Here is a 14772-nt window from a genome sequence, read left to right as displayed (position 1 = left end):
AAAATAAAAGAATGCAAAAAGATTAGATGGTTTTCGCTGTTCAAAAGTTGATAGCGCGTATCAATGCCAACGTCGGTATATCAATACATACTCTCAAAGGGAAAAATAAATGTCAGTTAATGAAGCATTATTAGATGAAGTCAAACAATGGCGCAAACAGATTCATAGCCAGCCTGAGCTCGGATTCAAAGAATTTAAGACCTCTTCATTTATCGTAGATAAATTACAATCTTTTGGTATTGAAGTTCATCAAGGCTTGGGTGGCACTGGTGTGGTGGGCACTTTGAAAAACGGTGCAGGCCCTACTATCGGTATAAGAGCCGATATTGACGCGTTGCCAATCGCAGAACAAAACGACGTTGAGCATAAATCTACCCATGCAAACTGTATGCACGCCTGTGGTCACGATGGTCATACCTCTGTTCTGCTAGGAGCGGCAAAATACTTAAGCCAACATAAAGAGTTTAGTGGCACCATTCACTTTGTTTTTCAGCCGGCAGAAGAGGTGTTAGGCGGCGCCAAAGCCATGATTGATGATGGCCTATTTGATAAGTTCCCGATGGATGCTGTTTATGGTTTGCATAACTGGCCTGGGCTGCCAGTAGGAGAAATCGCTGTAAACAATGGTCCTATGATGGCTTCTTTCGATACTTTTGAGATTACATTGACGGGTAAAGGCACGCATGCTGCCATGCCGCATTTGGGCGCTGACCCTATCGCCGCAGGTGCTGCACTAATCACCAATATTCAATCTATTATCTCTCGCCGCGTCTCGCCATTGCAGTCGGGCGTTATCAGCGTGACGCAAATGAACAGCGGCGATACCACCAACGTGATTCCAGATGTTGCCATCTTAAAAGGCACGGTTCGTAGCTTTGATATGGATGTGCGCCAAACTATGCAGGAGATGCTCACAGAAATGGTCGCCACCTTGCCGCCTTTATATGGTGTCAAAGGCGAGATGGATTACCATATTCGTTATCCAGTAACCACCAATGACAGTCAGGCTTACCTTGAGATTAAAGAAGCGGCTACTAAGGCGTTGGGCGTTGATAAAGTCAATACCGATGTAGAACCTTCGATGGCTTCTGAAGACTTCTCATTTATGAGTCAGGTAGTTAAAGGCGCCTATTTTTGGTTGGGCGTTGATGGCAGCATACCTTCTAAGCCGCTGCACAATGCCTCTTATGATTTCAATGATGATGCTATCGAGACCGGTATCAAAGTATGGGTTTCTTTGGTTGAGTCGGAGTTACTAAAGAACGCTGAATAAAATTTTATTATCGACAGATAAAACTCAACAGACCAAGTTCAATCAATAGAGTCATCATCAAACTCAAAGGGAATTCATATGAACAACAATAGCGTGCTGTCACCTACTATGACAAAGCACCTGCTTGATTGGAAACTGCATTTATTAGTGATTGCTGTATCGTTATTAGCAGAATGGATAGGCATTATCAAAATCCCTATCGGTATTGGCATTTTAGTGTTATTGCCATTACTTTATGCTTTCATCTTTGCGATTTTATTAAATCCCAATGTCGTGCCTTCGATGAAAGCGGTTATAACCAAAAAACGCGCCAAGTTCGCCAGTTATGCCATTCTGTTAAGTATTATGCCTTTTATCGCCAAATTCGGTGTTGGCGTTGGTCCCAATATCGAAGAAATCATCGCTGCTGGTCCAGCACTACTGTTGCAAGAATTAGGGAATGTAGCGACCGTTTTGATTGCGCTACCCGTTGCAGTGCTTGTCTTTGGTATGGGCCGAGAAGCCATCGGTGCCACGCACTCTGTTGCTCGTGAACCCAACGTTGCTCTGATTGCTGATAAATATGGTTTACAAAGCCCAGAAGGCATCGGTGTCATGGGCGTCTATGTTATGGGTACTTTGTTTGGTGCGATTTACTTCTCACTAATGGCAGGTATCATTGCTTCGATGGACATCATGGATGTACGCGCACTTGCTATGGCATGCGGTATTGGTAGCGGTAGTATGATGGGTGCTTGTTCAGCAGCATTGGCAGAGACGGTGCCTGCCCAAGCAGAAACCATTACTGCATTTGCCGCCACTTCTAACCTGCTAACGTATGCCACTGGCTTATTTGTTAGTTTATTCGTAGCGCTGCCTTTTACAGAGTTCTTGTATAAAGTAGTCAGTAAATTTAAGAAGAACCAGCAGACAGTCACTACGACAGAAACCAATCTTAATGCAGTCATGGAAGAGCCTGCCAGTCTGTCAATCATGCAGTCTTTTATTTTATTGGCTGTGATTTGCGTAGTCTTGCTACTAAGCAATTGGGTAGGGCAAGATGTAAATCCATTAGCGGCATTACCTGCCATGCTCATTTTGTTTGCATGTTGCGTGATTGGTATGTTGTTAAAGCGTTTTATTCCAGTCAATGTACCTGCAATTGCTTGGATATCTATTGTAGCCATTTTAATCTCTCTACCACAGTTTCCATTCAATGCTTATGTTTTGGAAGAAACCGCTAAACTGGGCGTATTGCAGTTATTGACACCAGTCCTTGCTTACGCTGGTTTTGCCATCTCGCAAATGGAAGTCGATTTGTTTAAGAAATCGGGCTTTAAAATTGCCATTGTTGCGATATTAACCTTTACAGGTACTTTCATCGGATCAGCGATGATTGCGCAAGCCATGCTCTAAAAGCTAGGTTAGTATTTGAAGATAGTAAAAAACCCCAGTTGACCAACTGGGGTTTTTATTGTTTGATCTTATAGAAGAGCAGATAGTTATCTTGTGTTATAACTCTTATATGAGTCACTCTCAGTCCATGATACGAGTTTTTTAGTTTGGTCAATCAATGTGTTATTAGAGTAGATATATATTTATTAGATTCAAACAACACACGGAATTAAGGCTTAAAAGGAATGTTTCAGGCAGCAGTAGAGGATGAGTATAGACTGAAAGTCTTACCGTTAAAAAATATAAAGAATATTTAGAGAAGGGTAGAACAAGATAGAAAAACTGAGGTTTTGCTTAAGCAGAATAAGATTGGCGGTGAAGGAGGGATTCGAACCCTCGATACGCTATGAACGTATACACACTTTCCAGGCGTGCGGTTTCAGCCACTCACCCACTTCACCGTTTTTTGAACGCCTAAGTATAGCGGATACCATTTAGAATGTCACGACTTGCGCGCTATCTTTCTTTATTGGCAAGCGCCTGCTAGGATAGCAAGTATGTAACGGCAAGTATAAATGGTTGAGAGTTGAATGATAAGTTTTAGTAGGCTTAAGTACGGATGTAAGAATAGTGCGCTGATGGCAGTATTGCTTGTCGCAACGGGTATTACCCAAACACACGCTGATGATTTGACACAGTGTAGCCAGTCTTTTTATGGGGGTGTTTATCCTGAATTTACCAATACCAAGCTAAAAAAAGACACACAAGCGCTGTGCATGGATGGCTTTGCGGTTATGTATTCAGGGGTATCGCGTACACCGCTATGGTCAGCAGAGCATCTCGATCGTACACGTCTACAACAAGCTAAGCAGATCGATCGTGAAGATAGCTTCCACGAAGAGAGTAAACTACCAAAGTCAGCACGAGCCTCATTGTCTGATTATTCAGGTTCTGGCTATGACAGAGGACATTTGGCACCCAACGCCAATATGGCCAATCGCAGCCAGCAGTATGATAGCTTTAGTTTAGCCAATATTGCCCCGCAGTCACCACGTAATAATCGCTATATTTGGCGTAATATTGAATCTGCCACTCGGTATTTAACGCAGCAATACGGTGAGGTGTATACCATCACAGGTGTGGCATTTACTGATAAAAAAACCAAGCAGCTCGCTAACCGTGTCCTTGTGCCTAGTCACTTCTTCAAAGCTGTATATATCCCAGCAACCAATCAAGCAGGTGTGTATTACGCCCCAAATGATGAGTCAGAACGCATCGATGTGATCAGTATCGATAAGCTGACCACTGAGATTGGTATCGATGTATTACCTATGCTAGATAGTCAGTCCAAATCTCAAGCGTTTGATTTACCATTGAAGGCAGGTGAAAGCTCAGATACACCTCAGGCTCCAGTGGAGGAGCCTGAGTGGATGCTATTTGTCTGGGCTATTTTAGAATGGTTAATTGCACAATTGCAGGCTTAAGCTGAAAGTAAGCCCCTAAAATAGCCTCATTTTGAAAAAAATAAAATGTTACTGATAATAAGGATAATCAAATGATTGAGCCATTCGCCAACGACCATCAAAGCATGCAAATTGGTGATCTTGTCATTGAAAATCAAAAAGACAAGATTATTATATATGGTGATATTGATCTCACTTTTGATGAGTTAGGATACGAGCAAGCCCAACAGCTACATGAGCTGTCGGAGAAAATCGTACAAGCATTTGCAGATAAAAATCTATATAGTAAGAATGATGCTAAGTCAAAGGAAAATGATGACCAATTAGATAAAGATATCGACAATCCTTTCCTATAAGTCTTTGATATGGTTTTATTTTTATAGAAATAAGAAACTGTAAAAAAATTACTAGGCAAAACCTAAAAATTGCTTATAATGAGTTAAGACATCGCTTGTGTCGCTCGAATCTTTAACCAAAAGCTTATAAGTTGTCATGGTAACTATCATTTAAAAAGGTCGAAACCGTAAAGCTCGTAATGAAAGGTTCTAGCAAAGGATAAGCATAGGACAACAGAAACATAACGTTTCGAGTAATCATTGTATGAAGGGAGTCAATCTATGAAATTATTTACAAAGACCACTTTAGCAGTTGCTGGTATTGGTATTGCTAGCATGGCATTCGCCGCTGACCCATTAGCCAACACTACTTGGCAGACATATGATGACGGTGAACCAAAAGGTACGGTAAAAATTACTGAGTCAAATGGTGTTCTGACCGGTACTCTTATAGCTGCCAATACTGCCAAAGGCAAAAAGCACGTTGGTACGACCATTATTAGAGGTCTAAAAGCTGACGGTGGTGGTAAATATAGTGGTGGTACGATTACTGATCCAGCAAAAGGTAAAGACTATCGTATGACTGCAAGCTTAAGCGGCAACACATTAAAGCTAAAAGGTTATATCGGTCCATTCTCTCGTAGTCAAGAGTGGAAAAAGAAATAAACTAAAAAACTAGTTTCAGCGTAATACATAAAAATCCCGCGTTACCGAAAGGTCTCGCGGGATTTTTTACGTTTTAGATTCAAGCTTATGTCTGCAATAGGGGAATTCTTTAAGCACTAAAATTATAAACGCCGATACTACAGTGGGTAGTATCAGCGCATTTGACATCAATCTTTAGCTTACTTGAAAGGAGCTTATCTTATAAATTCTGGGTAAGCTTCCATACCACATTCTGCAATATCAGCACCTTCGTATTCGTCTTCTTCAGAGATACGTAGACCGATAACCAACTTGATGATAGACCAAACCACTAGGCTGGCAATGAATACCCAAGCAAAGATAGTTGCAGCGCCCACAATCTGACCGATAAAGGTAGATGCTGGGTTAGTGATAGGTACAATTAGCAGACCAAATAGACCAACCACACCGTGAACTGAGATTGCACCAACTGGATCATCAATTTTGATTTTGTCTAAGGCTAAGATTGATAACACCACGATAATACCGGCGATAACACCAAAGATAGTAGCTTGTAATGCAGAAGGCGTTGAAGGCTCAGCAGTAATGGCAACTAGACCAGCTAGTGCACCGTTTAGGAGCATGGTTAGATCCGCTTTACCAAAGATGATGCGGGCTAAGATTAAGGCACCGACAGCACCACCAGCAGCAGCAGCATTGGTGTTCAAGAATACCATTGCAACAGCATTAGCACTAGCGATGTCGCCTAATTTGAGCACTGAACCACCGTTGAAACCGAACCAACCCATCCACAAGATTAGTGTACCGAGTGCTGCCAATGGTAGATTGGCACCAGGAATGGCGCGTATCTCGCCATTAGGGCCATATTTACCTTTACGTGAGCCTAAGAGTAATACACCTGCTAGAGCTGCTGCTGCACCTGCCATATGCACAATACCAGAGCCTGCAAAGTCAGAGAAGCCCATGTCGCCTAGGTTGAATAGACCAAAGACATCGTTGCCGCCCCATGTCCAGCTACCTTCTAGTGGGTAGATAACACCAGTCATGACCACAGCGAATAATAAGAATGACCACAGTTTCATGCGCTCAGCAACAGCACCTGATACGATTGACATACAGGTCGCTACAAAGACTACTTGGAAGAAAAAGTCTGATGCGGCAGAGTAGACAGAGTCGCCACCGAAGCCGTTTTCAGCAGAGGCTGCTAGGGCGTCTTCTACTAACGTATCACCGCCTGCAATTCCGCTTAAGAATAGATCGCCACCATACATAATCGCATAGCCGCATACCATGTACATGATACTAGCCGTTGCAAATAGTGCGACGTTTTTGGTTAAGATTTCGACTGTATTTTTTGATCGGACCAGTCCGGCTTCTAACATAGTGAAGCCTGCTGCCATCCACATGACCAACGCACCACATATCAAAAAGTAAAACGTATCGAGCGCATATTGGAGCTCAAAGATTTGACTTTCCATTTAAATTCCCCCTTGAATTTATAATATAGATATCGGCATTACCGATAGATAAAATGCTGTAAGAGTCTGTACCTATAAGTTTATGCCCGTAGGTAGGTTTTCAAATTTAGATAGCGTCAGGTCCCGTTTCACCCGTACGGATGCGGATAACTTGCTCAAGTGCAGTGACGAAAATCTTGCCATCACCAATCTTACCAGTGCTAGCGATACGAGTGATTGCCTCGATAGCGGGCTCAACCATCTCGTCGATCACAGCGACTTCGACTTTTACTTTAGGTAAAAAGTCCACCACGTATTCTGCGCCGCGATAGAGCTCTGTATGACCTTTTTGACGACCGAAACCTTTGACTTCAGTGACAGTGACACCTTTAACACCGATGTCGGAAAGCGCTTCACGCACGTCGTCGAGCTTAAACGGTTTTAAGATCGCAGTGATTAGCTTCATAAAAAATTCCTTATTTGTGTGATGCCGCAGATTGATAGAAGTACTATGGTGCATTATCATATCTCTGCCTTGCTTACTGTAAGTTATTCAAGAACCGTGCCAACCTACTCAAGGGGGGAGGTAGAATTGGCGTTATTCATTAAAAAGTAATGACAGTAGTAACATAGAGTATGGGCTACGATGCAACGATTAGAGCCATCGCTACAAGCATAATAAAGGTGAATCAATCTTTAGCGTTTGGTTAACGAAAACTTTATTATAACCAACTTTTTGAGTGCTTGGGGAGGCTATCCCTTTATTTCATGTGACGATTTGCTAACTTGAGTTTGGTCGTTCGCTTGGCCTTTTCATGCAAGCGTATCAAAGATGAATGGTGGGAAGGTAGAGAGAAAATAGAGATAAGCGGCAGAGACTAACATAGCAGTCAGACCCTTGAACCTAGGTAGATAAAGGACTAAGGCGTATTTATATATACGTCGTTATGCTTTAGGAAAGAGTAGATAAGGGGTTTTTGTACTGACCAATAGCTTTTTAGTGTCACTACCTTGTAGTAATTCGCGTAGACGAGATTGGCCAAAAGCCCCAGTCATAAGTAAACCGATATCATGTTGGTTTTGATAGTAGTTCAAAGCTGCAGCTACATCTCGGCAGTCGAGCAATGTCTTTTTAGATTTGATACCCGCCTGTTTGAGCTTGGCGTAGGCTTCACGTAACGCATCACAGTTATCAGAAGTTTCCTTGCCAACCATCACAATATGAACCGTTAGTGCACGCACCAGTGGCGTTTTACACAGCCAATTTAGTAGTTTATGGCACGTTGGACTGTTATCAAACGCAAATAAAGCGGTAGTAGGGGGCAAAAATGGTGCATGTGTCACCAAAATGGGGCAGTGACTGACTCGAATGAGTTGGCTCAATGTTGATTTGCAAGTGACATGATGACCTATAACGATCATTTGTGCTTTGTCATCGACGTAATCAATGCTCTGATTTAGGTTCTCATGACGATGCAGTGTATATGTCTTTAGCTTATGGCGTTGCTGTTCACAATACGAGGTTGCTTGAGATAATAGCAATCGGCCCTGTGCTTTTAGCTCACAGTTGCTCAAATGTTCTTTGGATGTGAATTGTTCGAGCAAAGCATTTTCGTCATCAATATTGAGGCAACCAGAGTAATTAATAGCGGCTTTTTGCTGCAAGCTTGGCATCGAGTGCAATAAGCCAACAGGTGCGCGCAGGCGAATAGAAGCCCACATACTGGCCTCTAGTACCGCTTGAACATGATCAGGACAGTCCAAGCAAGCAATCACACTATCTGGTTTTAAATTACTCATAAAACGACCACATCATTTTAGTAATAAAAATCGGCTATCTCAGTTTATGGTTGGCGTATGAAAAATACATCCAACCCTTTTACCAATATAACTGTCTATTAATATCCGATACATTAGCCATAGACTAAGAATATAGCCACATGGCAACCGCGTAGATTCGCTTAACAGTTTCGCTTAGTCTAACAAGCCAATGTCTCGGCGGTCATGAACAGAGAAGCGATCAATTAGTGTTCGACTCGCATTGTTGAGTCCTACCACTTTGACATCAATGCCTTCACGTTGCAAGCGCATCACTAGCTTGTCTAAGGTATCAACAGCGCTGACATCCCAAAAATGTGCTTGGCTCACATCAATCTGAATACTATCTACAGCTTCTTTAGTATCGAAACTATGTAAGAACTGGGTGGTAGAGGCAAAGAATACCTGCCCTTGAACATAATAGTAACGGGTATTGCTGCTATCATCATACTCACTAAAGATCGTTAAGAACTGACCAATTTTATTAGCAAATGCTAAAGCAGATAGCAAGACACCTACGCCCACACCGTAAGCTAAGTTGTGAGTAAAGACAGTAGTCAATACAGTCGCCAGCATAACGATATTAAACGACATTGGATGCGTCTTAAACTCGCGAATAGACTGCCAGTTAAACGTACCAATCGATACCATAATCATGACTGCAACCAAGGCTGCCATTGGAATTTGACTGACCCATTCACTTAAGAACACGACCATAATAAGAAGAACAACACCAGCCATCAAAGTAGATAGACGTGTACGACCACCCGATTTGACGTTGATCATTGATTGGCCAATCATTGCACAGCCTGCCATGCCACCAAAGAAACCTGATACGACGTTAGCCATACCTTGACCACGACACTCTTTGTTTTTATCACTTGGGGTATCAGTCAATTCATCGACGATCGTCGCTGTCATCATAGACTCTAAAAGACCGACAATGGCAAGCGCGATAGAATAAGGTGCAATAATCAGCAAGGTATTTAGGTTTAATGGAATATCAGGCAACAAGAATACTGGCAATGAATCTGGCAAATCACCCATGCTGCCAACGTTGCGAATGTCGAGATTCATATACATTGCAACGGCGGTCAAACCTACAATACAAATAAGCGGTGAAGGAACGATGCGACCGATTTTAGGAATAAGTGGAAACAGATAAATAATCGCCAAACCAGCTGCCGTCATGATATAAACGGTCATGCCAACACGCTCAGTCATTGGGTTTAATTCTGGTAATTGCGCAGCAAAAATCAATATTGCTAAAGCGTTGACGAAACCGATAACCACTGAGCGGGAGACAAAGCGCATCAGATTACCAAGCTTTAGAATGCCCATCACGACCTGAATGGCACCACAAAGCAAAGTTGCGGCAAGCAAATATTGCAGACCGTGGTCAGCAACCAAATCGACCATGACCAATGCCATCGCGCCAGTTGCTGCCGAAATCATACCTGGACGACCACCGACAAAACTGATCACTACCGCGATACAAAATGAGGCATATAAGCCAACCTTTGGATCAACACCAGCGATAATAGAAAAGGCAATGGCTTCTGGAATGAGGGCTAGGGCTACAACCAAACCCGATAAAACGTCACCGCGAACATTGGAAAACCACTCGTCACGCAAGTTATCAATAAAAGATGTCATAAGTAAACTACATAGGGTTAGAGGCAAAAAAAGTAATCATTACTCATTTATAAAATGATCGCGTCGCTAATAATAGCTATTCATTTTTCTTTTACTTCAACATGCACTAAGTCATGTTGCTGTGTTGAATTGTGAGAAACTAATAACCAAGATATCTAACTAATAACCGAGGTATCTAACTAATAACCGAGGTATCTACTGATTTTTTTGGTATCAAAAATACGCTCATCAATAATCAATACGATGATAAGGGCAGTAAATTACCTAAAAATATTTTTTAAAAGATTGCTTAAAATAGGCAACTAGATAGATGTACCTACAATAATATATAGAGTCAGCAATCACTTGCTGTAGTAGAAGGTGATATATCACTCGTCAAATTATCAAAATTGTCTGATACACCCTTATCACAACAAGAATCGTTGATGAAGAGGCGTGACAATAGCGCGATAAATGTGACAACATGCTAAACTAAAATGCTTGAGCAATGCGCTCAGCAAAATACTGATAAATATTAATCAAGCTGACTATTATAGCATTAGCCACTTAATATAAAAACAGGCGAATAATAGCATAAACTCATAAAAAATCAGTACCGAAATCTGAACGATGGCGTTAAGATGCTGCATATCTTAGCGGCGTCGTTTAGAGTCGCTATACAGCATACTTATTTGATGCAATTTTTCTCGTTTAATAGAAGGAATAGATATGACCACTAATACAGCAACAGAAGCCTTACTTCATAAGGGTAGTGGTCTACAAGTCGTGGTCGGTTTGGGGCAGTCTGGATTGTCAGTCGCGCATTATCTGGCCAAGCAAGGCTATCAAGTCGCAGTTACTGATGCTCAAGTTACCCCTAAATTGGCCGATCAGTTGCCAGCCGAGATAGAGATTCGTCAGTTTGGTGCGATAGATGCCGATTTATTGCAGCAAGCGGCACGTATTATTATTAGCCCAGGTATTTCTCTTGAGACTGCCGCTGTGGCTGCTGCTCGCCAAGCCAATATTCCTGTAGTTAGTGATATTCAACTGTTCTGTGAAGCGTGTACCGTACCAATCGTAGCGATTACAGGTTCTAACGCTAAAAGTACGGTCACTACGTTAGTTGGCCAAATGGCAGCAGATGCTGGCGTTAACGTGGGTGTCGGCGGCAATATAGGTGTACCAGCTTTAACATTGCTAGCGAATCCTGATATGGAGCTTGCGGTGCTTGAGCTGTCTAGCTTTCAGTTAGAAACCGTCACCAACTTGGGCGCAAAAGTAGCAACTGTGCTCAATATGTCGCCTGATCACTTAGATCGTCATGGAGATATGCTTGGCTACCATCAAGCCAAACACCGTATATTCCAAGGTGCTAAATCGGTGATGATTAACCGTGAAGATGCACTTACTCGTCCATTGGTCGCAGACAATCTACCGAGAATTAGTACGGGTATTCATGCCCCTGATAAAGGTCAGTATGGTCTGATTACCGACACAGAGGGCCAAACTTATCTTGCTCGTGGTACAGAACGATTACTGTCGGCAGACAAACTGTTGATTAAAGGTCGTCATAATCTACTGAATGCGCAAGCGGCTCTGGCACTTGGTGAGCTTGCAGGATTACCGCTAGAGAGTATGCTGACCACTTTGCAGCAGTTCTCAGGCCTTGAACACCGTTGTCAATATGTGGCAAATGCTGCTGGTATTGATTATTTCAATGATTCTAAAGGCACCAATATTGGTTCGACCATGGCCGCTATCGAAGGCTTGGGCGCAGTCTATGCGCCAAAAGATGGTAAGCTATTACTGCTCTTAGGCGGGCAAGGTAAAGGTCAACAGTTTGGTGAATTAACGCCTTTTATCAATCAATACGTGAGCCAAGTCTTGTTTATTGGTGAAGATGGTCAGCAGATTGAACAACACTTAAGAGCTGCGAAATTGAGTGATGATGTCGCACTACATCAGTGTCAGACATTAGAGAATGCCTTTGCGACTATCCAACAAGTCACTACCAGTAGTTTATCGCAAGTACAGGCTGTATTGTTGTCACCCGCTTGTGCTAGCTTTGACCAATATAGTGGTTATGCGGCTCGCGGTGACCACTTTAGCCAATTGGTCAATCAATTAGATACCGCACAATCAGAAGCTTGATAGGTAGCCCAATATATTAAGCAGCTATATAGGTTGGCATAGCAGATGTCTATTCTCTAGCAACAACCAGTATTTTCTCGATAAATGATTGTTTTGCTTATAGATTGCTGCTACTGTCAAGCATATAATCCTGATTGCTGAAATAGATGCTAGTTAAGGCGCTTGCCGATGGTTAAGGGCTTTCTATCATCTATCTAGTACGATTTATTTTATGATTTTTTAAACGGTGGCGTTTCATAGACGCCGTGTTTTTTCGTTTGTTAGTGTATATAAAATTATGGCGCTCTCTTCTTTTTTTCGTTCCTCGCCCCAAACCAAGCAAACCTCTGGCTCAGACGGTGTTCTGTCTATGCCGTCAGCGCGCGCAATTTTATTATCGAGCGTTGGCTGTATGATGGTGCTTAGTCTGCTGATGGTTGCTTCTGCTTCTATTCCTTTTGCGCTTAGCCGCGGTATGACTGAGCTGTATTTTTTCAAAAACCAGCTGTTGTATATGACGATTGGTTTAATCGTTGCGGTCATCCCTTATTATGGCGTGTCTTTGCGCACACTTTATAAAACTGAGACCCAGTTTGCTTTGTTAGGCATCACAGGGCTATTACTTGTTGCTACGTTGTTTAGTACGCCAATTAATGGTTCTAAGCGCTGGCTTACGGTAGGCGGTTTTAACTTTCAGGTAGCCGAGTTAGCCAAACTGGTCATGATTGTATTTGTATCTGACTTTGTGGTGCGCCGATCTTTTGAAGTTCGTAATGGCCTAGATGGTTTTTTACGAATTATGTTGGTAGTGGCGCTGATAACGATACTGCTATTGTCGCAGCCAGATTTTGGTTCTTTTGTCGTCATTATTGGTACGCTGTTCGCGATTTTTTATATCGCTGGGGCGCCTTACAAGCATTTCTTAGCCTTGGGTGCTGCTGCTGTTGGCGGTGCAGTGTTGATGGTGACTACGGCAGAGTACCGATTGGTGCGTGTGATGTCGTTTATGGATCCATTCGATGACGTGCAGGATACCGATTATCAGTTGGCACGTAGTTTGATCGCCTTTGGTCGTGGCCAGTTCACAGGTGTCGGCTATGGCGAAAGTGTACAGAAACTGTCGCATTTGCCTGAGGCACATACAGATTTTTTATTAGCCATTACGGGTGAAGAGTTAGGGTTCGTCGGTGTCAGCATGGTACTGATACTTGAAGCGTTGATCATCGGTAGTGCGATGCGCATCAGTTACAACGCGCTGAAACGCCGTCAAATGCGTATGAGCTATACCGCTTTCGGAATCGGTGTAGTATTTATTGCCCAGACGATTATTAACGCTGCGATGAATATGGGTGCCATTCCAACCAAAGGTCTCACTATGCCGTTCTTTAGTTATGGCGGTTCGTCTATGTTGATTAGCTTGGTTATGGTCGCGCTATTATTGAAGATATATAAAGAAAGCCCTGAAATAGAAAAAAGCCAATGCCGTTACTATTAATAGGTTTTGTATACAATGGGCTTGGCATAATGTAGCTTCAGAGTTTCGGTAAATAGCGTCTAGCATTATTGCAATAAAAGCGTCACTCATAGTGGCGCTTTTTATTGTCTACTTATAGCTTTTGAACTCCTATTAATAGGACAGGTTTAACTGTTGCTTGCCTTGTAGTGGGGTATTGTCCCATTGAGCAATGGCTTGTTTGAGCATGTTTTCTGGGGTATCGACATCGACCTTTGCTTGATGTAATAGCGATAAGGCTTCAGCAATAAGTTGACTCGGATCTGATGTGTCGATTGGTTGAGCAAGGTTTTGTTTAGAGAGTTTTTGACCGTCAGCATTATTAATCAATGGCAAATGATACCATTGGTCAATAGTGGGTAGGCGGGCGGCTTGCATAATGCCGATCTGTGCAGTCGTCATAGGTAGAATATCAAGGCCACGCATGATATGAGTAACCTGCTGTAGACCATCATCGAGACTGGCTGCCAGTATGTAATTGATCATACCATCTTGGCGACGAGCGACCATATCGCCTAGTGTCTGCTGCGGATTATCCCATTGTAGTCCCTGAATACCGTCATTGAAGCCAATCCGATAGTCTGGTAGTCGAATACGTAGCTTATGCTGCTGTCTATCAAGGTCAGCTGCCACACAGCGACGTGGATACCGCTGTCTATTTGGCTGTACTTGATCAATTGATGAAACTTGTTCGTTTAATGACGTTTGATCGGTCACCGCGGCTAAGCTAGCACGACTATGGTTTCTACTTATCTCTTCTTGCGCCCAGTACTGTTCTAAGTCTTTACGGGAGCATTGGCAGCCATAGGTCAACGGCCCTAGGTATGATGATAGATAATCGTTGTAGATATCAATGCGCTCAGACTGATAAATAACATCACCATCCCAATGTAGCCCAAGTGCCTCAAGATCCATTAAAATTTGCTCAGTGAACTGCCTGTCACAGCGTTCAGTATCGGTATCTTCCATACGCAACAGCCACTTACCACCGATTGATTTGATATGGCAAAAGCTGGCAAGCGCGGTGGTTAGAGAGCCAAGATGTAACTCACCCGTTGGTGAAGGCGCAAAGCGGCCAATGGGCTGTGATGGTGGCGTTTGAGTTGGCATGGTGGTAGGCATTGTT

Annotated in this window: 12 protein-coding genes and 1 tRNA gene; 7 read left to right on the top strand and 6 right to left on the bottom strand. The window is 42.8% G+C overall.

Features of this window, described 5'->3' with window-relative positions:
* Positions 1-109: 109 nt before the first annotated feature.
* Both ACI2IW_RS10935 and ACI2IW_RS10930 read left to right on the top strand, forming a co-directional pair.
* Positions 110-1273, top strand: coding sequence for a M20 aminoacylase family protein (locus tag ACI2IW_RS10935; protein WP_404693646.1), 1164 nt, complete (start codon positions 110-112; stop codon positions 1271-1273).
* Positions 1274-1351: 78 nt separating this feature from the next.
* Positions 1352-2668 (top strand): DUF3100 domain-containing protein, encoded by a 1317-nt coding sequence (locus ACI2IW_RS10930; RefSeq protein ID WP_404693645.1) that lies wholly within the window; start codon positions 1352-1354, stop codon positions 2666-2668.
* Between the two features lie 349 nt (positions 2669-3017).
* Here the strand turns inward: ACI2IW_RS10930 and ACI2IW_RS10925 are convergent.
* Positions 3018-3108, bottom strand: a tRNA-Ser gene (locus ACI2IW_RS10925).
* Between the two features lie 177 nt (positions 3109-3285).
* On the opposite strand from ACI2IW_RS10925, the gene ACI2IW_RS10920 reads away from it, so the two are divergent.
* From ACI2IW_RS10920 to ACI2IW_RS10910, 3 genes are all read left to right on the top strand, one after another.
* Entirely contained in the window at positions 3286-4131 is an 846-nt protein-coding gene (locus ACI2IW_RS10920) for a DNA/RNA non-specific endonuclease (protein WP_404693644.1), read from the top strand.
* Positions 4132-4202: 71 nt separating this feature from the next.
* Positions 4203-4466, top strand: coding sequence for a hypothetical protein (locus ACI2IW_RS10915; RefSeq protein WP_057762038.1), 264 nt, complete (start codon positions 4203-4205; stop codon positions 4464-4466).
* 261 nt (positions 4467-4727) lie between these two features.
* Entirely contained in the window at positions 4728-5111 is a 384-nt protein-coding gene (locus ACI2IW_RS10910; protein ID WP_057762037.1) for a DUF2147 domain-containing protein, read from the top strand.
* Between the two features lie 194 nt (positions 5112-5305).
* Here ACI2IW_RS10910 and ACI2IW_RS10905 read toward each other — a convergent pair whose 3' ends face one another.
* From ACI2IW_RS10905 to ACI2IW_RS10890, 4 genes are all read right to left on the bottom strand, one after another.
* Positions 5306-6568 (bottom strand): ammonium transporter, encoded by a 1263-nt coding sequence (locus ACI2IW_RS10905; protein ID WP_057762031.1) that lies wholly within the window; start codon positions 6566-6568, stop codon positions 5306-5308.
* Between the two features lie 106 nt (positions 6569-6674).
* Positions 6675-7013, bottom strand: a complete 339-nt coding sequence (locus ACI2IW_RS10900) for a P-II family nitrogen regulator (RefSeq protein WP_010197981.1) — start codon at positions 7011-7013, stop codon at positions 6675-6677.
* 479 nt (positions 7014-7492) lie between these two features.
* On the bottom strand, positions 7493-8347 hold the full coding sequence (locus tag ACI2IW_RS10895; RefSeq protein WP_057762029.1) for a universal stress protein: 855 nt from the start codon (positions 8345-8347) through the stop codon (positions 7493-7495).
* Between the two features lie 174 nt (positions 8348-8521).
* Positions 8522-10021, bottom strand: a complete 1500-nt coding sequence (locus tag ACI2IW_RS10890) for a SulP family inorganic anion transporter (RefSeq protein WP_057762027.1) — start codon at positions 10019-10021, stop codon at positions 8522-8524.
* A 708-nt stretch (positions 10022-10729) separates the two neighbouring features.
* Between ACI2IW_RS10890 and murD the strand changes: the two genes are divergently transcribed.
* A complete protein-coding gene (murD, locus tag ACI2IW_RS10885) occupies positions 10730-12154 on the top strand; it encodes a UDP-N-acetylmuramoyl-L-alanine--D-glutamate ligase (protein WP_404693643.1) in 1425 nt (474 codons plus the stop codon).
* Between the two features lie 277 nt (positions 12155-12431).
* Entirely contained in the window at positions 12432-13628 is a 1197-nt protein-coding gene (locus tag ACI2IW_RS10880) for an FtsW/RodA/SpoVE family cell cycle protein (protein WP_182176715.1), read from the top strand.
* A 132-nt stretch (positions 13629-13760) separates the two neighbouring features.
* Here ACI2IW_RS10880 and gluQRS read toward each other — a convergent pair whose 3' ends face one another.
* Positions 13761-14756 (bottom strand): tRNA glutamyl-Q(34) synthetase GluQRS, encoded by a 996-nt coding sequence (gene gluQRS / locus ACI2IW_RS10875; RefSeq protein ID WP_404693642.1) that lies wholly within the window; start codon positions 14754-14756, stop codon positions 13761-13763.
* Positions 14757-14772 lie beyond the last annotated feature (16 nt).

Source organism: Psychrobacter sp. NPDC078501, assembly GCF_044900935.1.
Taxonomy (GTDB): Bacteria; Pseudomonadota; Gammaproteobacteria; order Pseudomonadales; family Moraxellaceae; genus Psychrobacter.
This window is presented reverse-complemented; position numbering and strand designations above follow the sequence as displayed.

Coding starts and splice junctions, on each gene's coding strand:
- ACI2IW_RS10935 (WP_404693646.1), top strand. CDS start 110: ATGTCAGTTAATGAAGCATTATTAGATGAAGTCAAACAATGGCGCAAA.
- ACI2IW_RS10930 (WP_404693645.1), top strand. CDS start 1,352: ATGAACAACAATAGCGTGCTGTCACCTACTATGACAAAGCACCTGCTT.
- ACI2IW_RS10920 (WP_404693644.1), top strand. CDS start 3,286: ATGGCAGTATTGCTTGTCGCAACGGGTATTACCCAAACACACGCTGAT.
- ACI2IW_RS10915 (WP_057762038.1), top strand. CDS start 4,203: ATGATTGAGCCATTCGCCAACGACCATCAAAGCATGCAAATTGGTGAT.
- ACI2IW_RS10910 (WP_057762037.1), top strand. CDS start 4,728: ATGAAATTATTTACAAAGACCACTTTAGCAGTTGCTGGTATTGGTATT.
- ACI2IW_RS10905 (WP_057762031.1), bottom strand. CDS start 6,568: ATGGAAAGTCAAATCTTTGAGCTCCAATATGCGCTCGATACGTTTTAC.
- ACI2IW_RS10900 (WP_010197981.1), bottom strand. CDS start 7,013: ATGAAGCTAATCACTGCGATCTTAAAACCGTTTAAGCTCGACGACGTG.
- ACI2IW_RS10895 (WP_057762029.1), bottom strand. CDS start 8,347: ATGAGTAATTTAAAACCAGATAGTGTGATTGCTTGCTTGGACTGTCCT.
- ACI2IW_RS10890 (WP_057762027.1), bottom strand. CDS start 10,021: ATGACATCTTTTATTGATAACTTGCGTGACGAGTGGTTTTCCAATGTT.
- murD (WP_404693643.1), top strand. CDS start 10,730: ATGACCACTAATACAGCAACAGAAGCCTTACTTCATAAGGGTAGTGGT.
- ACI2IW_RS10880 (WP_182176715.1), top strand. CDS start 12,432: ATGGCGCTCTCTTCTTTTTTTCGTTCCTCGCCCCAAACCAAGCAAACC.
- gluQRS (WP_404693642.1), bottom strand. CDS start 14,756: ATGCCAACTCAAACGCCACCATCACAGCCCATTGGCCGCTTTGCGCCT.